The 21,197-nt window shown below is 69.2% G+C and carries 18 protein-coding genes; 7 read left to right on the top strand and 11 right to left on the bottom strand.

Going from position 1 to position 21,197, the window contains the following annotated elements:
* Nucleotide 1: 1 nt before the first annotated feature.
* From AB0E63_RS38495 to AB0E63_RS38445, 11 genes are all read right to left on the bottom strand, one after another.
* Nucleotides 2–397, bottom strand: coding sequence for a spore germination protein GerW family protein (locus tag AB0E63_RS38495; RefSeq protein WP_360377387.1), 396 nt, complete (start codon nt 395–397; stop codon nt 2–4).
* 47 nt (nt 398–444) lie between these two features.
* Nucleotides 445–630, bottom strand: coding sequence for a hypothetical protein (locus AB0E63_RS38490; RefSeq protein WP_360377384.1), 186 nt, complete (start codon nt 628–630; stop codon nt 445–447).
* 51 nt (nt 631–681) lie between these two features.
* On the bottom strand, nt 682–1,794 hold the full coding sequence (proB, locus tag AB0E63_RS38485) for a glutamate 5-kinase (protein WP_360377381.1): 1,113 nt from the start codon (nt 1,792–1,794) through the stop codon (nt 682–684).
* Nucleotides 1,795–1,797: 3 nt separating this feature from the next.
* The gene (gene obgE / locus AB0E63_RS38480; protein WP_360377379.1) at nt 1,798–3,381 is read right to left on the bottom strand and encodes a GTPase ObgE; all 1,584 of its coding nucleotides are present in this window, start codon (nt 3,379–3,381) and stop codon (nt 1,798–1,800) included.
* 111 nt (nt 3,382–3,492) lie between these two features.
* Nucleotides 3,493–3,753, bottom strand: coding sequence for a 50S ribosomal protein L27 (rpmA, locus tag AB0E63_RS38475; RefSeq protein WP_112245816.1), 261 nt, complete (start codon nt 3,751–3,753; stop codon nt 3,493–3,495).
* Between the two features lie 12 nt (nt 3,754–3,765).
* Entirely contained in the window at nt 3,766–4,083 is a 318-nt protein-coding gene (gene rplU / locus AB0E63_RS38470; protein WP_012919954.1) for a 50S ribosomal protein L21, read from the bottom strand.
* Between the two features lie 185 nt (nt 4,084–4,268).
* The gene (locus AB0E63_RS38465) at nt 4,269–7,577 is read right to left on the bottom strand and encodes an Rne/Rng family ribonuclease (protein ID WP_360377376.1); all 3,309 of its coding nucleotides are present in this window, start codon (nt 7,575–7,577) and stop codon (nt 4,269–4,271) included.
* 145 nt (nt 7,578–7,722) lie between these two features.
* Nucleotides 7,723–8,550 (bottom strand): TIGR03936 family radical SAM-associated protein, encoded by an 828-nt coding sequence (locus AB0E63_RS38460; RefSeq protein WP_360377373.1) that lies wholly within the window; start codon nt 8,548–8,550, stop codon nt 7,723–7,725.
* Between the two features lie 60 nt (nt 8,551–8,610).
* On the bottom strand, nt 8,611–9,111 hold the full coding sequence (locus AB0E63_RS38455) for an anthrone oxygenase family protein (protein ID WP_360377371.1): 501 nt from the start codon (nt 9,109–9,111) through the stop codon (nt 8,611–8,613).
* 91 nt (nt 9,112–9,202) lie between these two features.
* Complete coding sequence (locus AB0E63_RS38450) at nt 9,203–10,123, bottom strand: aminoglycoside phosphotransferase family protein (protein WP_360377369.1); 921 nt, start codon at nt 10,121–10,123, stop codon at nt 9,203–9,205.
* 48 nt (nt 10,124–10,171) lie between these two features.
* Nucleotides 10,172–12,427 carry a M64 family metallopeptidase gene (locus AB0E63_RS38445; RefSeq protein WP_360377366.1) on the bottom strand — a complete coding sequence of 752 codons (2,256 nt, stop codon included), beginning with the start codon at nt 12,425–12,427 and terminating at the stop codon, nt 10,172–10,174.
* A gap of 148 nt (nt 12,428–12,575) precedes the next feature.
* Here AB0E63_RS38445 and AB0E63_RS38440 point away from each other — a divergent pair, with 148 nt between their 5' ends.
* The 7 genes from AB0E63_RS38440 (at nt 12,576) to AB0E63_RS38410 (ending at nt 21,044) form a co-directional block, all read left to right on the top strand.
* The gene (locus AB0E63_RS38440) at nt 12,576–13,379 is read left to right on the top strand and encodes a lysophospholipid acyltransferase family protein (RefSeq protein WP_360377364.1); all 804 of its coding nucleotides are present in this window, start codon (nt 12,576–12,578) and stop codon (nt 13,377–13,379) included.
* A gap of 39 nt (nt 13,380–13,418) precedes the next feature.
* Nucleotides 13,419–14,297 (top strand): prephenate dehydratase, encoded by an 879-nt coding sequence (locus AB0E63_RS38435; RefSeq protein ID WP_360377362.1) that lies wholly within the window; start codon nt 13,419–13,421, stop codon nt 14,295–14,297.
* A 97-nt stretch (nt 14,298–14,394) separates the two neighbouring features.
* Complete coding sequence (locus AB0E63_RS38430) at nt 14,395–14,925, top strand: GNAT family N-acetyltransferase (RefSeq protein ID WP_360377360.1); 531 nt, start codon at nt 14,395–14,397, stop codon at nt 14,923–14,925.
* Nucleotides 14,841–15,338 (top strand): hypothetical protein, encoded by a 498-nt coding sequence (locus tag AB0E63_RS38425; RefSeq protein ID WP_360377358.1) that lies wholly within the window; start codon nt 14,841–14,843, stop codon nt 15,336–15,338. The genes AB0E63_RS38430 and AB0E63_RS38425 overlap by 85 nt, the downstream gene beginning before the upstream one ends.
* 473 nt (nt 15,339–15,811) lie before the next feature.
* A complete protein-coding gene (locus tag AB0E63_RS38420) occupies nt 15,812–18,172 on the top strand; it encodes a P-loop NTPase fold protein (protein WP_360377355.1) in 2,361 nt (786 codons plus the stop codon).
* Nucleotides 18,173–18,441: 269 nt separating this feature from the next.
* Nucleotides 18,442–20,757, top strand: coding sequence for a M43 family zinc metalloprotease (locus AB0E63_RS38415; RefSeq protein WP_360377353.1), 2,316 nt, complete (start codon nt 18,442–18,444; stop codon nt 20,755–20,757).
* A 110-nt stretch (nt 20,758–20,867) separates the two neighbouring features.
* Complete coding sequence (locus AB0E63_RS38410) at nt 20,868–21,044, top strand: hypothetical protein (RefSeq protein WP_360377350.1); 177 nt, start codon at nt 20,868–20,870, stop codon at nt 21,042–21,044.
* Nucleotides 21,045–21,197: the final 153 nt, after the last annotated feature.

Below are 21,197 nucleotides of genomic sequence, written 5' to 3'. Positions count from 1 at the left end.
CTCACTCGGGACGGCGGCCACCCCGGGTTCGGTCTCGCCGACGGCTCTTGAGGAGTGCGCGGATGGTCAGCAGTACGGCCATTCCGAGCAGTTGGAAGCCGAGGATCACCTTCGTGGCGTCGACGGCCGGGGTCCAGGTGACCTTGCCGTCGCGAAGGACATACACGCCGGCCGGCTTGGCGATCAGGCCGAACCCGCCGCCGGAACCGTCCATGTCCTGCCCACCCGTCTGCTGACCGGTACCACCGCCTCCCCCGCCGCCGCCACTGATGCGTGCCACCGGCAGTATGGTCACGCCGTCCTTGCTGACGGGATTGCCGAAGACCATCCCGGCTTTGACGTTGTCGACCACCCCCTGCAGGATTTCGAGGACGTCCGTCCGGGTTGACTTGGCCATGTCGCCCACCTCTCGATCTCCGACCGGCGCAACGGTCGCCGGCTGCTTCAGCGATGCAGGAACTTCAGTAGGTCGTAGACGACGAAGGCCGGCCAGACGAGTGCCTGGAGGATGCCGACGACGACTCCCCAGAAGCTGTCGGCTTGCTGGATGTAGTACACGAGGGCGCCGATCAGGCCGAGTCCGTAGACCGCGTCCCCGCCACCGGCGCCCCGGTTGCCTTTTCCGCTCATACCACCGAGCTTGGGGAACATCGGCCCGGCGGGCAAGGGTCCCTGGCCCCTTTACAGCAGGACCAGGTCGTCGCGGTGGACTACCTCTCGTTCGTAGGCGGCGCCGAGTTCCCGGGCTAGGTCCCGGGTGGAGCGGCCCAGGAGGTCGGGGAGTTCGGTGGCGTCGTAGTTGACCAGGCCACGGGCGATGACGACGCCGGACGGGGAGACCAGGTCGACGGGGTCGCCGGCGGAGAAGGTGCCCTCGACGGCGGAGATTCCGGCCGGGAGGAGCGACGTACGGCGTTGTGTCACGGCCCGGACCGCGCCTTCGTCCAGGCGCAGGATGCCCTGGCCGGAGGTGGCGTGGGCCAGCCAGAGCAGACGCGTCTTGCGGCGGCGACCGGTGGGATGGAAGAGCGTGCCGACGGGCACTCCCCTCAGAGCCTCGCCGACCCGAGCGGCAGACGTCAACACGACCGGAATCCCTGCCTCGGTGGCGATCGCGGCCGCCTCGACCTTCGTGTGCATGCCGCCGGTGCCCACTCCGGATGACCCGTTCCGGCCGATCCTCAGCGATTTGAGGTCGGCGGGTCCGCGGACCTCGGCGACCATCGACGTACCGGGCTTGCGCGGATCCCCGTCGTACAGCCCGTCGACGTCCGACAGCAGCAACAACAGATCAGCGTGGACGAGGTGACTCGTCAGCGCCGCCAGCCGGTCGTTGTCGCCGAAGCGGATCTCGGTGGTGGCGACCGTGTCGTTCTCGTTCACGATCGGTACGACGCCCAGCTCGAGCAGCCGCGCGAACGTCCGGTACGCGTTGCGGTAGTGACTCCGCCGAGTCACATCGTCGACAGTCAACAAAACCTGCCCGACGCGCAGCCCGTGCGCCGCGAATGCGTCGCTGTACCGGGCCATCAACAGACCCTGGCCGACCGAAGCGGCCGCCTGTTGGGTGGCCAGGTCACGCGGTCGCGATCGCAGGCCCATCGGGGCCAGGCCGGCGGCGATCGCACCGGAGGAGACGAGCACGACCTCGGCCCCCTCCACCCGCCGCGCCGCGAGGGCGTCGACGAGCAGCCGGAGCCGTTCGAGGTCGATCTTGCCGCGCTGGGTCAGCGACGACGAGCCGACCTTGACGACGATCCGCGTGGCCTTGACGACCTCCGCGCGTTCCTTCATGGGTCAACCGTTCTGGTCGAGTTCCTGCTGAGCTTCGAGCTCGCGCGCGTCCTTGGGCGCGAGCTTCTCCGCCTTCTCCGCCGCTCGCTTGGCCTCGGCCGGAGACAGGTCGACCTCGTCCTCGACCCAGCCCTGCCCGTACTCCGAACGATCGGTGACGAGCTCGCCCGAGCGGTGAGCGTGGTAGTCGGTGTCCTTCTGCTTACGCCGCTGGACGGCCGGACGCGGCTCCTCGAGCCGGTGGTCCTCACCGCGCCGGGCCAGGATCTCCGCCCCGGCCTGGACCTCGGGCGCGAAGTCGAACACGATCGCGTTCGGTCCGTCACCGATGACGACCGCATCGCCTTCGAGCGCACCGCGCTCCAGCAGTTCCTTCTCCACGCCGAGCCGGTTCAGCCGGTCGGCCAGGTAGCCGGTCGCCTCCGCGTTCGCGAAGTCGGTCTGCTTGACCCAGCGCTCGGGCTTGTCGCCCTGCACCAGCCAGCCGCCGTCGTCCGGCAGCTTCTTGACCTTGAACTCGGGCCCGCCCTGCACCTGCGGCCGGATCACGATCCGCGTGGTGTCGGGCTTGGACTCCTCGGCACGACGCCGTACGACGATCTCGGCCATCGCGAACTTCAGGGCCTCCAGACCTTCGTGCGAAGCGGTCGAGATCGGGAACACCCGCAACCCGCGCTGCTCCAGCTCGGCCTGCACCATCTCGGCGATGTCCCGGGCGTCCGGTACGTCGATCTTGTTCAGGGCAACGAGTCGCGGCCGGTCCTCGAGCCCACCGTGCGCCTCCAACTCGGCCTCGATCGTGTCCAGGTCGCTGAGCGGATCCCGGCCCGGCTCGTACGTCGCACAGTCGATGACGTGGACCAGTGCCGCGCACCGCTGCACGTGCCGCAGGAAGTCGTACCCGAGCCCGCGCCCCTCACTCGCGCCCTCGATCAGCCCGGGCACGTCGGCCACCGTGAAGGTGGTCTCCCCCGCGATCACGACACCGAGGTTCGGGATCAGGGTGGTGAAGGGATAGTCGGCGATCTTCGGCCGGGCCCGGCTGATCGACGCGACCAGTGAGGACTTGCCCGCACTCGGGAACCCGACCAGGCCGATGTCCGCGACGACCTTGAGCTCGAGAACGAGCGTGCGCTCCTCGCCGTCCTCACCGAGCAGGGCGAAACCGGGAGCCTTGCGGGCGCTGCTGGCCAGGGCCGCGTTGCCCAGACCACCCTTGCCACCCTGCGCCGCGACGAATTCCGCGCCGGAGCCGACGAGGTCCGCGAGTACGACGCCGTCCGCCGTACTGATGACCGTGCCGTCGGGGACCGGCAGGACGACATCACCGCCGTTGCTGCCGGCCTGGTGATCGCCCTTGCCCTGGGCACCATTCGTCGCGGCGCGGTGGCTGGAGCGGTGGTAGTCGACGAGTGTCGTGGTGTCCGGGTCGACGCGCAGGATCACGCTGCCGCCGTCACCGCCGTTGCCGCCGTCGGGACCGCCGAGGGGCTTGAACTTCTCCCGGTGCACCGAGGCACATCCGTGTCCGCCGCGGCCCGCGGTGACGAACACCGTCACGCGGTCGACAAAGCTGGGGATTGCCATCGATGTTCTCTACTTCCTGCTGGAGATAATGCCTCTTACATAGCTGAAGGGCGGATCGCGGTATTCCGCGACCCGCCCTTCTCAGAGCTTGAATACGTCCGGGTGGCGGTGTTACTCCGCCGGGGCCGGGACGATGTTGACGACGCGGCGACCGCGCCGGGTGCCGAACTCCACGTGGCCCTCCGCCAGCGCGAACAGCGTGTCGTCGCCACCACGGCCGACCAGGTTGCCCGGGTGGAAGTGGGTGCCACGCTGGCGGACGATGATCTCGCCGGCGTTGACCAGCTGGCCGCCGAAGCGCTTCACGCCGAGCCGCTGCGCGTTGGAGTCACGACCGTTGCGGGTCGAGGCAGCTCCCTTTTTGTGTGCCATGTCTGGATCAGCTCACTTCTTCTTCGCGTCGATCGCGGTGACCTTGACCTGGGTGTAGTGCTGGCGGTGCCCCTGGCGCTTGCGGTAACCGGTCTTGTTCTTGTACTTGAGGATGTGGATCTTCGGGCCCTTGGTGCGGCCGAGGACCTCAGCCGACACGGCCACCTTGGACAAAGCGGCGGCATCGGTCGTCACGGTGTCGCCATCGACGACGAGGACTGCGGACAGCGACACCGTGTCGCCGACCTGATCCGTCAGGCTGTCGATCTCGATGACATCGCCGACGGCGACCTTCTGCTGGGTGCCGCCACTGCGCACGATCGCGTACACCGTGGATCTCACTCTCTGCTGGTTCGGAAGTTCCTCTGGGGGCCTGCACAGACCTCTAGCGGCCCACACAAACATGGCACGCGGAACGCGCGCCGAAGCTCAAGTTTACGGGTCCCCTCACAGACGGGTCAAACCGGGTCGGACCGGGATGCTTCGTGCTGCTCGGGGACACCGTTCGTACCTCGTCAGTTGCTGGTGGAGACGAGCTCGGCGGAGTCGGTGGTGTCGCTGCCGGCGTCACCGTCCTGGGCCGCCTTGCCCCGGCTCCGGCTGCTGCGCCGGCGCCTGGTGCTCCCGGTCTTCGCCGACCCGTTCTGTCCCGCGTCCGCGGGTTCAACCGACTCGGTGCCGCTGGTGACCTCGGCTCCGACGGTCGTGGTCACCTCCGCCGTCTCGGCGGACACCGGGAAGCCGGTGGCCTCCGGGCTGACCGGCTCGTCGCCGGCCGCGGAAATCGGGTAGCCGGTCGGCGTCTCCGTCGTACCAGCGCCGTCCTCATCCTTCTTGGACGACGCGGCGGCGATCTGGGCCAGGCGCTGGGCGGCGTCACCGGTGGCCTGCGTGGCCTCCGGCTCGGCCTGCTCCTCGTCGCCACGGCCCTTGCCGCGGCCGCGACGACGAGACGACTTGCGTGGCTCGTCGGTCTGCGCGGCGGGCTTGTTCTGGTCCTGGCCGTTGCGGCTGTCGCGGCGGCGGGACTCCTTCGGCTCGTCGTGCAGGATCAGGCCGCGGCCACCGCAGTGGTCGCAGTTCTCGCTGAACGCCTCGAGCAGCCCGGTGCCGATCCGCTTCCGGGTCATCTGGACCAGGCCGAGCGAGGTGACCTCGGCCACCTGGTGCTTGGTCCGGTCCCGGCCCAGGCACTCCACCAGCCGGCGCAGCACGAGGTCCCGGTTCGACTCCAGCACCATGTCGATGAAGTCGATCACGATGATGCCGCCGATGTCGCGGAGCCGGAGCTGCCGGACGATCTCCTCGGCCGCCTCCAGGTTGTTCTTGGTGACGGTCTCCTCGAGGTTGCCGCCGGAGCCGGTGAACTTGCCGGTGTTCACGTCGACGACCGTCATCGCCTCGGTCCGGTCGATGATCAGCGAACCACCGGACGGCAGCCAGACCTTGCGGTCCAGCGCCTTCTTGATCTGCTCGTCGATCCGGAAGTTCGAGAAGACGTCGCCGTCCGACGACCACTTCTCGACCCGGTCGGCCAGGTGCGGAGCGACATCCGAGACGTACTCGCGGACCTGGTCGTAGGCGTCGTCCCCGGAGATCACCAGCTTGGTGAAGTCCTCGGTGAACAGGTCACGGACCACCCGGATCAGCAGATCCGGCTCACCGTGCAGCAACTGCGGGGCCTGGCCGCCCTTCGACTTCTTGTCGATGTCGTTCCAGTACTTCTGCAGCCGGCTGACGTCGGCGGTCAGCTCCTCCTCCGACGCGCCCTCGGCCGCGGTCCGGACGATCACGCCCGCCTCGTCCGGGACGATGTCCTTGAGGATGCCCTTCAGACGGTTCCGCTCGGTGTCCGGCAGCTTGCGGCTGATGCCGCCGTTGCCGCCGCGCGGGACGTAGACGACGTACCGGCCGGGCAGGCTGATCTGGTTGGTCAGCCGGGCGCCCTTGTGGCCGATCGGGTCCTTGGTCACCTGGACCAGCACGGCCTGGCCGGACTTCAGCACCTGCTCGATCTTGCGCGGGCCGTTGGCCCCGCCGAGCGTGGCCCAGTCCACCTCACCGGCGTACAGCACGGCGTTGCGGCCCTTGCCGATGTCGATGAACGCGGCCTCCATGCTGGGCAGCACGTTCTGCACCCGGCCGAGGTACACGTTGCCGATCAGCGAGACCTGCTCCTCCTGGGCGACGTAGTGCTCGACCAGGACGTTGTCCTCGGAGACGGCGATCTGGGTCAGGTCGCCGCGGGCGCGGATCACCATGGTCCGCTCGACCGACTCGCGCCGGGCCAGGAACTCGGCCTCGGTGACGATCGGCGCCCGGCGGCGGCCGGCGGCGCGGCCCTCGCGGCGGCGCTGCTTCTTCGCCTCCAGCCGGGTCGAGCCCTCGACCGCGGTGATCTCGTTCGCGGTGTTCTTGCTGCGCGGCTCCCGGACCCGAACGACGGTCTCGTCGGGGTCGTCCGGGGACGCGGAGCCGCCCTCCTCGCCCTTGCGGCGGCGACGACGCCGGCGGCGCCGGGACGAACTGCCCGTGGTGTCGCCGTCCTCGTCGGAGTCGGCCGACGAGTCCTGCTCGTCGTCCGAGCCGGACTCGGCCTCGGTCTCGTCCTGCTCGTCGTCGTCCGCCTGCTCGTCGGCGTTGTCGTCGGTGTCGTTCTCGTTGTCACCGGACTTGCGGCGACGACGGCCACCGCGGCGGCGACGGCGGCGACGGGTTCCCTCGCCGCCTTCCTCGCCGTCCTCGGACTGCGCGTCGGCCGCCTCGTCCGCCGCCTCGTCCTCGTCGGTGGTCTCGTCCGCCTGCTGACCGGTCGTCGCGCCGGCCTTGGCGCCGGCCCTGGTACGGGTCGACCGCCGGGTCGGCTCGGCAGCGGTCTCGGCGCCGTCGGCGTCGCGGGTGTCGGTCTCGCGAGCCCCGACCTCGCGGGTGTCACCCTCGCGGGTCTCGGCCTCACGGGTCTCGGTGTCGCGACCGCGGCGGCTCCGGCGACGGCGGGTCGTCGGCTGCTCCTCGGCACCCGGCTCGGCACCGGCAGTCGTCGTTGCGGCCTCGGGGGTCGCCTCGACCGGGCTGGTCGCCGTGGCCTGGGCGGGAGCCTGAGTCGGTACGTTGGTCGGCGCCTGGAAGAGCACGGCCGCGGCGGCCGGCGCACGGCGGCGCGTCCGGCGGGTAGACGACTCGTCGGCCGGGGCCGCGGTCTCGGTGCCCTCGGCGGGTGAGTCGGTGGCCGCGGCGTCCGCGGTCGGGAAGATGGCGCTCGGCGCCTCCTCGACGGCAGGCTGGGAGCCACGGCGCCGGGACGAGCGCTTCGCGGCGGGCGCAACCTCGGTCGCGCTGGAGCCAGGGGTGGTCTCGGCGTCGGCGACCGGGCCGTCGGTGACCGGCGAGTCAGCGGTCGTCAGGCCGGTCGCGGCGGTCTTCTTCGCGGTGCGCTTGCGGGTGGTCTTCTTCGCCGCCGGTGCGCTCTCAACAACCGGGCCGCCGTCGGCCGGAGTGGTCTCCGGCTCCTCGATCAGCTCCGGGAACGCGTCCTGGGCCGCGGTCTTCTTGGCCGGGCGCTGAGCGGTCTTCTTGGCGGCGGTCTTCTTGACCGTGGTCTTCTTGGCGGCCGCCTTCTTCGCGGCGGCCTTCTTCACCGGTGCCGGGTCGGCGGTCTCGCCGTCGGACTGGGTGGGGACCTCCTCGGCAGCGGCGATCTTCTTGACCGTCCGCTTGCGCGTCGTGGTGGTCTTGGTAGCGGCCTTCTTCGCAGTTCTGCGGGCGGCCGGCTGGGCGGTGGCAGCCGGGTCGGCTGCTTCGGTGGTCGGCTCGTTGTCGAGCATGTGGTGCGGTCTCCTCAAGCCTTCCGGCGCATCCTGCGACCCCTGTCACGGGTCCGGGCGCAGCCACTTCGAAGGCGGTCACGGTTCGCTGTTCCGGCAACGGTGCCGGTACGGCGGAAGCCTGCTGGATCCGCTCCGCCCGTGCTCAGGGCTCGGTGGGAGCGGCGGCGTCGCCCTCCGCTGAATGCGTCTGGTGAGGACCTGCCTGGCCGGTCGCGGTCGCCTGGGTGGCGTCGCGGTCACGAGCGAGCGGGTCGTCCACCGTGCCGGTCGCCGCGATGAGCGGGCCCTGGGCGAGCCTGGTCAGAAGAGCCGGGCCCGTCACCGGGAGCGCCGCTACCGCCAGCAATCCGGCGAGAACGTCGTCGGGTCTCACGGCCGGGGTTCCGTGCCGTAACACCACTTGCAGTATCGCACACGTCTCAACAGACCCCGGTTCACTGCCGACGGTGAGTCGGAGAACGGCGTCCCGACAATCGAACGATCGAAGTCCCCGTTTGGTCATGCGCTCGACCAGAATTTCCTCCCGGGCGAGGAACGCCTCCACCGCGCCGGTGGCCGCCTCCGGATCCACGCCGGGCAACGAGATCAGCCACTCGCTCGCCTCCAGCCGCTCGGCCAGCCCGCCGGGGCCTGCGACAACCACCTCGAGTACGTCGAGACCGGGCGGCAACGCCTCGTCCAGGGCGGACCGGACCTGCTCGGCGTCCCGCTCCTGTGTGAGCGAGATCTCCAGATACTCCGCCTCGGAGGCGGCTCCGGTCGGCGCGGCACCGGCGTACGAGATCTTCGGGTGCGGGCTGAAGCCGTGCGAGAACGCCACCGGCAGCTCGGCCCGGCGGACGGCGCGCTCGAACGCCCGCTGGAAGTCGCGGTGTGAGGTGAATCGCAGCCGCCCGCGCTTGGCGAACCGGACCCGCAGTTTCTGGACCGCGGGGAGTTGCTGCGACGGCGGAGCTTGAACAGGTGGCACCACCGCATTGTGTCAGGCTTCCCCGCGGCAAGCGGTTGCCGCGGGGTCTGATGGCCGATTTCAGGGCTGGACGGCGGACTTGCCGGTGACGTAGAGGGCCCAGCTGAGGAGGCCGAAGGCAACAGTTCCGAGGATGGTGCGGATCAGGTTGAAGGTGCGCCACTTGGCCTCGTCGAAGGCGGTGCGGACGGCGGCGACGTCGATCGTGTTCGGATCGCCGGCGGCCTTGATGGCGTCATTGAGCGGGACATTGATCGCGATCGTCAGGATCATCGTGACCAGGTAGAGCACGAAGGCGATCGCGATCCACGGCAGCGCCTTCTCTGTGAGGGACAGCAGGCCGGCCAGCAGCGTGAACAGCAGCGCGCCGACGAACCCGAGCCCGAGGAACAGCGGATTGACGATGGCCCGGTCGACCGCCTGGAACGCGCCGACGAAGGTCTTGTCGTCGGTCTTCGCCAGGCCTGGCATGACCGCGTTCGCGTAGCTCGCGTACACGCCGGCCACCAGTCCGGTCGTCATCGTGGCCGCCATCAACGACGCCACCCGCAGTCCGTTCATCTCTCTCCTCCAGTACGGCGGGAACGCCCCGCACCGGAAAAGCTATTGGACCGGACCTTTCACGGACATGTCGCCGAAACTCACATCCATGTCAGCGCGACTCAGTCGCGGCGAAGTCGGCCAGGATGTCGGCGACGAACGCGTGGGCACCGCTCACCGCTTCCGGATCGCGGGTCCGGTAGTACGGGATCGCGATCATCGTCAGGGACAGCGCCCAGCCGCGCCCGCGCGCCCAGGTGTCGTCATCGACGTCCAGGGCGTCGCGGAAGGCGCGCCGCGAGTCGCCTTCAAACGAGTACCAGGCCGCCAGCAGATCGCCGGCCGGGTCGGCGGCCCGGGCGGTGGCGAAGTCGATGACCGCGGTGAGCCGGCCGTCGGCCACCAGCAGGTTGCCCGGCATGAGATCGCCGTGGATCCACTTCGCCGACCCGGGTCCCGCGGCCGCCAGCGACGCGCCCCAGGCGGCGAGCACGAGTCCGGTGTCGAACTCGTCCCGCAACTCGTCGAGCGCCGTACGGAAGAGGTCGTCCCGCGGTGCGAGCGGCGTACCGCGGCTGAACGGGTCGTCCGGTGGTACGGGCGCTCCGGTCGTGTCGACCGCCTGCAGACAGCGGACGAACCCGGCGAGGTCGCGTGCGGCGGCCACCGGGTCGGCGAGTTGAGCGAGCTGGAAGGACTCGCCGGCCAGCCACCGGTACACGCCCCAGGTGAAGGGATAGCCCGCACCCGGCGCCCCGATCGCCAGCGGCTCGGGTACGGCGAGTGGAAGGTGCGGGCCTAGTCGCGGTAGCCAGAGCAGGTCGTTCTCCACCTGGCCCTGAGCCCACGCGGTGCGCGGCAACCGGACAGCGAGGTCGGAGCCCACGCGGAACGTCACGTTGTCGGTCCCCGACGAGGTGACGACCCGAATCGGCAGCGCGGCCCACTCCGGGAACTGCTCCGCCAGTAGGCGCGCCACCAGCGACGCGTCGATATCTACTTCGTCATCGTGCAGCTTCGCGACCTGGGACACGGCAACGGAGCCTCACACCGACCCGTTCGACGGTCAACCGATTTCCCTTTACAGACGGGCGCATTGGCCGGACCGCGGGCCGGAGACCTGGTTCGGCGCCTCGAGGTTGACCGGCGCCGGGGCGTTACCGGAGCAGGTCAGCGGACCGTTGATCGTGTTCCCAGCCAGTACGGCGGCCGCCGACTTGGTCACGGACACCGGGCCCTTGACCGCGGTCCCGACCACGACGACGGACTGCGTGACGCCGTCGGCCGACACCAGTCCCCCGACCGTGCTCCGCAACAACTGGAGGTCGGCGGCTCGCTCTGCCTGGACCGGTCCGACGATCCGGCTGTCCGTGGCGACCAAGGACGCGCCGGCGCCGACCACGACCGGACCGTTGACCGTTGCACCGACCAGGCAGGTCACGCCGGTTCGCACGTAGAGCGGCCCGTTCCAGACGTTCGTGATCGTGGTCGTGCACGTAGGGGCCGGGCGCAGCAACGTGACCGCGAACCGGCGCGGCGTACCGATGTTGCCTGAGGCATCGATCGCGCGGTACTCGACCTGATGCCGGCCATACCCGGGCGGTGCGTCGTCCCACGGCACCACCCGTGGTACGCCGAGTTTGCCGTAGACGAGCTGGTCGATCTCGGTTCCCGCGGCGGTGAAGCGGAACGGCGCGGACGCGTCGGTGGGCCAGCCGTAGTAGTTGTACCAACCGTCCCCGTCCACCCGGAACTCCGGTACGACGTACCCCGGGCTGTCGTCCGTCGCTGCCAGGCCCATCGTGAACGCGTCGTTGTAGATGTACTCCGGACCCGTCGCCTTCTGCACCGTGAGCAGCGGTTCGGACATCGTCGACCGCACCTCGGGCTCGACGCCGTCGACGGTCCAGACCAGGGTCTCGGTGCCGGCACGGGCGGTCAGCGTGTGCGGGCCGGTCAGTTTCAGCGGCGCGAGGTCCAGGTCGCGGTCGTTTCCGGGGTTAGCGACCGGCTTTCCGTCTACCAGCCACTCGACGGCAGGCTGCGACGTGTCGGACTGCGTCGTCTCGGCGTACACGACCTCGTCGGCGCTCACCGGATGCTCGGTCGACGTCGACCCGGTGAAATTCACCGGCTCGCCCGACGGCGTGGGGTGGAGGGTCGTGTTGACGGTCCACGAGCGCGAGGCGGTCGGGCGTACTGCGGGGTCCCGGATGAACGTCGTATTGTCGACAATCGACGCGGTGAGCGTGTGCAGACCCGGCGCGAGCTCGACGGTCGAGAGGTCGACCGCACGGGCGTTCGCGGTCGGGAGCGCCGTACCGTCCAAGGTCCACGTGACGTCGAGCTCGTGGTTCACCGGGTGCAGCGTCTGCAGCCAGACGACCTGGTCGGCGGCGACCTGCCCAGTCGGCGTGCTGCCCTGGAACAGCGAGGCTCGGGCCGAGATCCGCTGCGTCATCCGCTCCCGGGAGACCTGGTCGAAGTAGTACCCGAGCGCCTTCATCATCGAGTGCGCGCTGGGACGCCAGACCCCGGATCCGGCGTACATCCCGCCCTCGTAGCGGCCGATCGCGCCTCCGGACTCGGACGGCTCGCCGAGCCAGCGGAACCACTTCTGCTGCTGGTCCCGCATCTGCTGCTCAGTCAGCAAGGTGTGGTGAATGGACGACGGTTCAGGTCCTTCGTACGGCGCTCCGCGCGCACCGCGGGCGTAGTAGTCGTACTCGTCCTGCAGACCACCGAGTGAGTGGCCGAGCTCATGCGGGGTGATCAGGGCGGACAGCGCGTTGCCGCCCGAGGCGGTCGCGTAGCTTCCGCCGGCGCCGCCGTACGTGTCGCTGTTGCCAATAGCAAGAATCTGGCGGTTGGCCGACGTCGTGCCCGGGACGAGGTCGGCGTACTGGGCGGCGGCGGTGGAGCTGACCGTGAGCAGGCGCTGGACGCTGCCCGGGTTGCAGCCGCCCCAGAAGCCCATCTGCAGCGGGGTGTCGACCTTGGGCGACGTGAGGCCGGGATCGCAGTCGACCCCGCTCTGCGGCGAGGTGATCTCGACCGCGTACACGTTGACGTAGTTGCGGTACGACTTGAACGGCTCGATGCTCCACAGGATGTTCAGGTGCTTGTCGACCTGCTCGCGGAACTTCGGCAGCTCGGCCGCGGTGTAGCCGTGGCCCATCACGACCAGGTTGAACCGGGAGGCGGCCGGTCCGGTGACCTGGATCGGCACCACGGTGGCCGCCGGCGCTTCCGTCGTACCCGCTGAGGCCGTCGTACCGGCGCCGGCGAACACTGCCGCCAGCACCCCCAGTACTGCTGTCAGTCCTCTGGTCCGCACAAGTCCTCCCCAGCCGGGCGACGCTGCCGTCAGCAGCTTACGAAGATCCGCCGCCGGGTGTGAGGCGTTCCCGCGTGGCGGCGTGCGGGCCATCCGGGCCGTCGTGCGGCATCATGAGGGATCGGGGAACTGTGAGGAAAGGACATCGATGACGGAACCGGCGCAGTCGCGGCGGCCTGAGCCGGACGCTGCGGTCGTGGATGCCGGAGACGGCGACGGCGACGGCAAGGGCATCTACTGGGTGCTGAAGAATGTGCTGCTCGGTCCACCGGTCAAGCGCATCTTCCGGCCGAACGTGGTCGGCGCCGAGAACATCCCCGAGCTGGGTCCGGCGATCATCGCCAGCAACCACCTCTCCTACGCCGACTGGATCTTCATGCCGCTGGTGCTCCGGCGCCGGGTCACGTTCGTGGCGAAGTCCGACTACTTCACCGGCGCCGGGATCAAGGGCCGGTTCCAGCGCGGGTTCTTCAAGGGCACCGGCCAGGTCCCGATCGACCGGTCCGGCGGGTCCGCGTCCGAGGGCGCGATGCGGGCCGGGATGAAGGTGCTCGAGCGCGGCGAGCTGTTCGGCATCTACCCCGAGGGCACCCGCTCGCACGACGGCCGCCTCTACAAGGGCCGTACGGGCGTCGCCCGGCTGGCGCTCGAGGCGAAGGTCCCGGTCATCCCGTGCGGTGTGATCGGTACCGACGTGGTCGCCCCGCCCGGCAAGGTGGTCGCCTCGTTCGCCTCCCCCACGATCAAGTTCGGCGAGCCACTGGACTTCTCCCGGTACGAGGGGATGGAGAGCGACCGGCTGATCCTGCGCGCGGTCACCGACGAGATCATGTACAAGATCATGGAGCTGTCCGGCCAGGAGTACATCGACATGTACGCCACCAAGGCCAAGGCGCTGGAAGGCCGCGCGGTCACCGGAGCGCCGAAGAAGGTCCGCAAGACGGACACCTGATCCGTCTTGTGAGACACGGCAGGTCTAGTCTGGTGGACTGTGGACGGACCGATCGCTTACCAGGGTGAGCCAGGCGCCAATTCGGCGATGGCGTGCACCGAAATGTTCCCGGACCGCGAGCAGCTGCCCTGTACGACGTTCGAGGACGCCCTCGAGGCGGTCAGCAGCGGCCGGGCCGGGCTCGCGATGATCCCGGTGGACAACTCGATCGCCGGCCGGGTGGCCGACATCCACCACCTACTGCCGGAGTCCGGGCTGCACATCGTCGGCGAGCACTTCCTGCCGATCCACTTCCAGTTGCTCGCCGTACCGGGCGCGTCGATCGACACGATCCGGACCGTCCGCAGCCACGTGCACGCGCTCGGGCAGTGCCGCAAGATCATCCGCGAGCACGGCTGGTCCACGGTGGTTGCCGACGACACCGCCGGCGCCGCCCGCGAGGTGGCCGAGCTGGCCGATCCCACGGTCGCCGCGTTGTCCCCGCGTGCCGCGGCGTCGCTGTACGGCTTGGAGACGCTGGCCTCCGATGTCGAGGACGAGCACCACAACACCACCCGGTTCCTGGTGCTCTCGCGGGAGCCCGACGTACCTCCGGTCGGATCGGGTCCGATCATCACCAGCTTCGTCTACCGGGTCCGCAACGTCTCGGCCGCGCTGTACAAGGCGCTCGGGGGCTTCGCGACCAACGGCGTGAACATGACGAAGCTGGAGTCGTACCAACTGGGCGGCATGTTCTTCGCCACCCAGTTCTACGCCGACATCGAGGGCCACCCAGAAGACCCCAACGTCGCCCTGGCCCTGGAGGAGCTCGCCTTCTTCTCCGTCGAGGTCCGCATCCTCGGCGTCTACCCCGCCAACTCCTTCCGAGCCCAAATAGCCGAACCCGCCGCCAACCGCGCCCTCCGCCCACACCACTAATTCCCGCGCGCTGCACGCCGCGGCGCCGTAGGGTCCGCGGGTGCGCATTGTGACGGTCGACGGCCGGGATCCTGAGGTTTTCAAGCGGTTTTACGAGGTGAAGTTCGACGTGCGGCGGGAGGAGCTCGAGTTTCCTGTCGGACTGGGGTTGGAAGAGGCTCGGGTGTTGTTCACCGGTGACCACTCGGACCAGCGGGCGGACGGGCTGGGGCTGGTCGACGGTGACACGTGGGCCGGGATCGCGTGGCTCGACTGGTGGTTGCTCGACAACACCGACACCGTCGACGTGGAGCTCGCAGTGGTTCCGTCGTACCGGCGCCAAGGGGTCGCGACGCGGCTGCTGGAGGCGGTGATCGAGCTGGCCCGGGCCGACGGGCGTCGGGTGCTGTCCGGGTTCAACGCCGCCGGTGATCCGGTGACGGGCGACAGTCCTGGTACGCGGCGTTCGCCGCCGCGCGCGGGTTCGTCCGAAAGCATGCCGAACTGCACCAGGTGCTCGAGCTGCCGCTGGCCGTGGACGCGCTCGCAGCGCTGGATCGACCGGTGCCCGGCTACGAGATCGTGCAGTGGCGTGAGTGCGCCCCCGACGAGTGGCTCGAGGAGTTCGCCGATCTGCAGACCGGGATGAGCGAAGACGTACCGACCGGCGAGCGCTCAGTTGAGGCGGTTACCTGGACCCCGGCGCTGATCCGCGAAGCCGAGGCCCGTCGTGTTGCGCAAGGCCGATTCACCTATTCGACGGCCGCCGTCCACACCGCGTCCGGCGCGCTGGCGGCGTACACCCAGATGGGCGGCACTCCGGAGACTCCGGACCGTCTCAGCCAGTACGACACCTACGTTCACCCGGCACATCGCGGCCGCGGCCTGGGCGTCGCCGTCAAGGTTCCCAACGTCCGCGCTCTCCAGGCCGGCCTCGACCACCCCGCCGTACTCCACACCTGGAACGCTCCCGAAAACACCCCGATGATCGCCGTCAACGAAAAGCTCGGCTTCCGGCCGACCGCCCAGCGGACCACCTGGGAACTCGAGCTGGACTGCTAGTTTGCTGGAGGAAACCCATTAGGACGGTCACCCCCCACCCCGAGAGCCTGATCGGCAGGCTCACGACTGTGGGAGGCGATCCTCGTGTTTGTCTCACTGACAACGAGTCATGGGACTCGTTGAGCGCCCTGGGCAAGGAACTGGCATCCTCCCGAGCCCTCACCGGTCGGCCGGGGTTGGACGCAACGTGGGGCTTGCCGCTGGTGTTCTCGGGAGTCGGCTTCCAACTCGGCCGCCTCGGACCAGCCGCGTTACTCGACAAGCTCCCACAACAAACCACTCTCGAACGAGCAATCGTCACCCACCTCCGCCGAGGCGACCACTGGCACAACCAAACCGGCTGGATCCCCATCAGCTGAGGTCAGCCCGGGGTCTCGACACTGTCCGTAGTCACTGTCAGCCTTTGGTCAGCACCTGTGCGCAGGATCGGTCGACGAGGGGGTACGGCCATGGCTACGAGGGAACCTCCGGCGGTGGGGACCAGCCGGGTCGAGCTCGTGCTCGGCGACATGTTCGGCGGCGACGACGCTGTGGTCGTCGTCCCGTGCAGCACGTTCGGCAGCATTGCACCGAACCTCAGCGAGCGCCTTGTATCCTTCCCGATCAGCACACCGGACCACCTGGAACCGGGGGAAGTCGTACCTGCCTGGCGAGCCGGTGCGAAGGGGGTGACGAAACCGGTCATCCTGCTGGCGGCCGTGGTCGCGGATGACCAGAGCACGAAGCTGGACTGGGTCCGGTCGGCGGCGGGCCGGGCGATGGTCCTCGCTGAGGATCTCGGGCGTACGATCGCGTTTCCACTGCTCGGGTCTGGCGCGGGAGCCCTGCCTGCAGCTGATTCGTTCCGTGCCATCGTGGATGCCGTCGGTCAGAGCACCAGTGCGGTGTCGGCACGGATCTACGTCCTCGAGCAGTCGCAGTACGACGAGCTGGCCCGGCTGGACCTCACAGCAAATCCCGCCGGGGGCCAACCCCAGGCAAAGACCGCCTCCTCCTTCGGCATCTCCTCCGCCGCGCCCTCCTCGTCCTCGTCTTCCACGGACACCGCGCCGTCCTCGCCTTCCAAGGACACCGCGCCGTCCCCGACCTCCGCCGACACCGCGCCGTCCCCGACCTCCTCGTCAGCGAGCGCCAGTCCCCCGTCGTCAGCGTCCGTCGGCCCCTCGTCGTCTGCGTCGGTAGGGCACTCCCCCGTCGGCGAGCCGGTTCAGCCGACCGTGCGTACGGCGCCTCGGCGGGAGGAGTTCGTGCCGACGCACACCGACGGGCCGGCGGTGGTGGACGAGCTGGGTAGGCAGGGGTTCGCGCGGGTGCTCGCCCGCCGGATCCGGGACGCCCGGCTGGAGGAGAAGCACAACAACGCCACCGCACCGGACCCGCGGGCCAGGCGTGGTGGCGCCTTCATCATCCATCTGCACGCACCCTGGGGCGCCGGCAAGACGTCCGTCCTGAACTTCCTGGCCGCCGAGCTGCGCCAGGACGATCCGGCCGCCCAGGCGACCCGTTCCGTCGTCGTCGACTTCAACGCTTGGCGGCACCAACGAATCGAGCCACCGTGGTGGTGGCTGATGACCGCGCTGTACTCCGGCGCCGTCCGCGAGCTCGCAACGTTCGACCGGAAACGCGCGGTGATGCTGCGGATCCGCGAGTGGATCTGGCGATCCAAGGGCGGTTGGCCCGGCTACCTCGCGCTGATGGCCGTCGCCGGACTCGTCGTACTCGCGTGGCGCACGGACTTGTTCGGTACGACGACCGGCCAGAAACTCACCCCCGACACGTTCCGCGGAATCCTCGTCACCGCCGCCGCGATCATCACGCCCGCGCTGACCGTGTGGGGCCTGGTGCACGCGATGGGCCGATGGGTGTTCAGTACGTCGGCCCGCGGCGCCCGGAGGTTCATCGCGAACACGAACGACCCGATGCGCCTGGTCCAGGAGCACCTCGCCGACCTGACCCGGTGGATCCATCACGACATCGTGGTCATGATCGATGACCTGGATCGGTGCAAAGGCCCTTATGTCGTCGAGCTTCTGGAGGGAATCCAGACGCTCTTCCGGGACATCCCGGTCACCTACGTGATCGCCGCCGACCGGGACTGGCTGGCCGACAGCTATGCCGACGAGTACGCGAGCTTCGTCAGCGTGTCCGGCGAACCGGGCCGGCCGGTCGGCTACCTGTTCCTGGAGAAGACCTTCCAGATCTCCACCGGACTACCGCAGGCGACCAACCGGATCGATGCGTTCTGGGAGCGCATTCTCCGCTCGCCCACGGTGCCGGGCGAACACGACATCGAGCAGGCCCGGCGGACGGCTGCCGCGGATCTGGGTGACCTGCCGCCCGACGCCGTACGACTAGAGGTCGCCAAGAACCCCGGAAACACGACGGCCGAGATCCAGGCCCGGCGTGAGGTGGTCGCGGTCGAGATGGTCAGCGAACGCGCCCAGCAGGCCAACACCCATACGCTGCAGCCGTTCCGCGCCTTGCTCGGCAACGACCCCAACCCGCGCTCGATGAAACGGCTCGTCAACGCTTACGGCATCGCCCGAGGCATCGAGACCCTGCAGGGCGTGAACCTCGAGGACGACCACCTCCGCGAACAGGAGACCGCCCTCTGGACAATCCTCAGCCTCCGCTGGCCCAAGCTCAGCACCTACCTAGCCCACTACCCCGACCGCCTTACCGAGATCGGCGCCAGGAAACCCGCCGGAGACATCCCACCCGGCCTGCAACCACTCTTCACCAGCCCCGAAGTTCTGTCTGTCGTCCAAGGCGACGCCCGCGGTATCCAAGCCCAGCTGACAACCGAAACCCTGCGCCGCATCACACTCCCCTGACAGGCCCGCGTTGCTCTTGAGGTTTCAAGCAAGTCTTCAACGGGGGGTGGGGGTTTGGCGGAGTTGACTGCCGGTGCGCGAAAGCTTGTGTGCGGGCGGTGAGGAGAGCAAGGTGAAACGTGAGCAGCGACTTGGGGGCCGGCTGCTCGGTAGGGGGAGGTGGCACGTGTCGCCTTCGATCGATTGGGCGGGCTGGGGGAAGAAGCTCTTCGGTCCGGGACCGGGTGCGGTCCCGACCTGCTCGTGCGCCCCCGCTGGAAGGGGGAGAGATGCCGAGGAAGGCCAACGGGCGCGCGGACAAGCACCGCGACGACGACTACCGGATGCCGGGTGAGGCCCAGGCAGCCGAGTCGGGCGCGAATGGACAGCCCGCGGCGAATGGCATGCCGATGACCGGGATGACCGGTGCACCGGCCTCGGGCGGCGCCGGCATGAGCGGCGGCCAGCCCAGTGGAGCGGGCATGACCGGCGGCGGCCAACCGGCCGGCGGCGTGAGTGGCGGCGGCCAGCCAGGTGGAGCGGGCATGAGTGGTGGCGGCCAGGCCAGTGGTGCCGGTATGAGCGGCGCGGACGGGCGCACCGAGTACCCGAGCCAGCGGCAGTGCGGTGTGATGGATGTGCACCGGCGGCTGCTGACGACCTCAGCCGAGTACGCCGCCAACCGGGCGGCGCTCGAGACGGCGACGATGGACTACGTCTCCGGTCCGCAGCGTTTCTCCGGGATCGCCCGCATCCCGTGCGTCGTCCACGTGGTCTGGAACACCGCCGCGCAGAACATCTCGCAGGCCCAGATCGACAACCAGATCGACGTTCTGAACCGCGACTTCCGGGCGACGAACCCCGACACGAGCATCGTGCCGGGGGTGTTCAGCGGCCTGATCACGGACAGCCGGATCGAGTTCTTCCTGGCGACCCAGGACCCGAACGGGAACCCGACCACCGGCGTGACCCGGACCCAGACCAGTACGGCGAGCTTCGGCACCGACGACAAGGTGAAGAAGTCGTCCACCGGCGGTATCGACCCGTGGCCGACAGATCACTACCTCAACATCTGGGTCTGCCAGCTCGGCGGCGGTCTGCTCGGGTACGCGCAGTTCCCGGGCGGTCCGGCGAACACCGACGGCGTGGTCATCCTGCACAGCGGGTTCGGCACCGGCGGTACGGCGGCCGCACCGTTCGACCTCGGGCGGACGACGACCCACGAGGTCGGGCACTACCTGAACCTGTTCCACATCTGGGGCGACGACGGCAGTGGCTGCAGCGGCAGCGACGAGTGCGCCGACACCCCGAACGCGGCCGGCCCGAACTTCGGCGTACCGACGTTCCCGCACGTGACGTGCAGCAACGGGCCGAACGGTGACCTGTTCTACGACTACATGGACTACACCGACGACCGCGGCATGGTGATGTTCACCGCCGACCAGGTGGCCCGGATGCAGGCCTGTCTGGACACCGTGCGCAAGAGTCTGCCGATCTTCGGCGGCGGCATCAGTACGCCGGAACCGGCCGGCTCGGTGGTGGCGTGGGGCGCGAACCGGCTGGACGCGTTCGTGCTCGGCACCGACCTGGCGATGTATCACAAGTGGTGGGACGGCTCGAACTGGGGACCGTCCGTCGCGGGCTACGAGTACATGGGTGGTATCTGCATGAGTGCTCCTGAAGTCGCGTCCTGGGCACCGAACCGCCTCGACGCGTTCGTCCTCGGCACCGATCACGCGCTGTACCACAAGTGGTGGGACGGGGCGAACTGGGGACCGTCCGTCACCGGGTACGAGTACCTCGGCGGCGTCTGTCAGAGCCCGCCGCGACTGGCCACCTGGGGCCCGAACCGGCTGGACGCGTTCGTCCTTGGCACCGACCGCGCGCTGTACCACAAGTGGTGGGACGGGGCGAACTGGGGACCGTCGGCCACCGGGTACGAATACATGGGCGGCATCTGCATGAGCCCGCCCGAGGTCGTTGCCTGGGGCAAGGACAGGCTGGACGTGTTCGTGCTCGGCACGGACAACGCGGTCTACCACAAGTGGTGGGACGGGGCGAACTGGGGACCGTCCGTCACCGGCTACGAGTACCTCGGCGGCATCTGTGCTTCGCCGCCACGGGTCGTTGCCTGGGGCCAGAACCGGCTCGACATGTTCGTCATCGGCACCGACTCCGCTCTGTACCACATGTGGTGGGACGGCTCGTCCTGGTCGAGCTGGGAGTACATGGGCGGCGTGTGTACGACGGCGCCGACCGTTGTCTCGTGGGGCTCGGACCGGCTCGACGTGTTCGTGCTCGGCACCGACTCCGCGCTGTACCACAAGTGGTGGGACGGATCCGCGTGGGGACCGTCGGTCACCGGCTACGAGTACCTGGGCGGGATCTGCACCGACGAGCCGCGGGTTGTCTCGTGGGCCCAGAACCGGTTGGACGTGTTCGTCACCGGCACCGACAAGCAGCTGTGGCACAAGTGGTGGGACGGCTCGAACTGGGGACCGTCGGTCACCGGGTACGAACCGCTCGGCGGCGTCATCAGCGACTTCAAGGTCACCATCCCGGAGTCGATGCCTGCCGCTTCCGCCATGCAGGGGGTGACCAGCTGAGCGGATCACCGGTCGGGCGCTGGACGCACTCGTTCGAGGAGGACCACGACGGGGTCAGCGTCTACCGCCGCGACGACTTCGCCTTCCCGCCGGCCCGTGGCCGGCGGGGGGTGGAGTTCCGCCCGGACGGCACCATGGTCGAGTACGCGATCGGCCGGGGTGACGCACCGGAGGCACGTCCGGCAGGGCGCTGGGACGCCGGCGGCCGGCTGGATCGCGGCTCCAGCGGAACCGGCCAGATCGTCAAAGCCGAGCCCGACCGCCTCGAAATCAGCTGGCAGGACTAGCTGAGCTTTTGGCCGGGCCTTCGGCGCCGGCAGGGTCATGGGGCCTTGGCTCCCGGCCTTCCCTCGTCGCTCCAGTCGCTTCGCTCCCTCCGCTCCTCAGTCCAGGCCGGGAGGCCCCATGACCACAGCACCTGTTCGTTATCTCGTCGTACC

Source organism: Kribbella sp. NPDC026596 (assembly GCF_040638415.1).
Classification (GTDB): domain Bacteria; phylum Actinomycetota; class Actinomycetes; order Propionibacteriales; family Kribbellaceae; genus Kribbella.
The sequence above is the reverse complement of the archived record's forward strand: the minus strand, read 5'-3'. Positions and strand labels throughout refer to the sequence as shown.

Excerpts from the sequence above, each read along its gene's own strand:
- AB0E63_RS38495 (WP_360377387.1), bottom strand. The coding sequence starts at position 397 with ATGGCCAAGTCAACCCGGACGGACGTCCTCGAAATCCTGCAGGGGGTG.
- AB0E63_RS38490 (WP_360377384.1), bottom strand. The coding sequence starts at position 630 with ATGAGCGGAAAAGGCAACCGGGGCGCCGGTGGCGGGGACGCGGTCTAC.
- proB (WP_360377381.1), bottom strand. The coding sequence starts at position 1,794 with ATGAAGGAACGCGCGGAGGTCGTCAAGGCCACGCGGATCGTCGTCAAG.
- obgE (WP_360377379.1), bottom strand. The coding sequence starts at position 3,381 with ATGGCAATCCCCAGCTTTGTCGACCGCGTGACGGTGTTCGTCACCGCG.
- rpmA (WP_112245816.1), bottom strand. The coding sequence starts at position 3,753 with ATGGCACACAAAAAGGGAGCTGCCTCGACCCGCAACGGTCGTGACTCC.
- AB0E63_RS38465 (WP_360377376.1), bottom strand. The coding sequence starts at position 7,577 with ATGCTCGACAACGAGCCGACCACCGAAGCAGCCGACCCGGCTGCCACC.
- AB0E63_RS38455 (WP_360377371.1), bottom strand. The coding sequence starts at position 9,111 with ATGAACGGACTGCGGGTGGCGTCGTTGATGGCGGCCACGATGACGACC.
- AB0E63_RS38440 (WP_360377364.1), top strand. The coding sequence starts at position 12,576 with ATGACGGAACCGGCGCAGTCGCGGCGGCCTGAGCCGGACGCTGCGGTC.
- AB0E63_RS38415 (WP_360377353.1), top strand. The coding sequence starts at position 18,442 with ATGCCGAGGAAGGCCAACGGGCGCGCGGACAAGCACCGCGACGACGAC.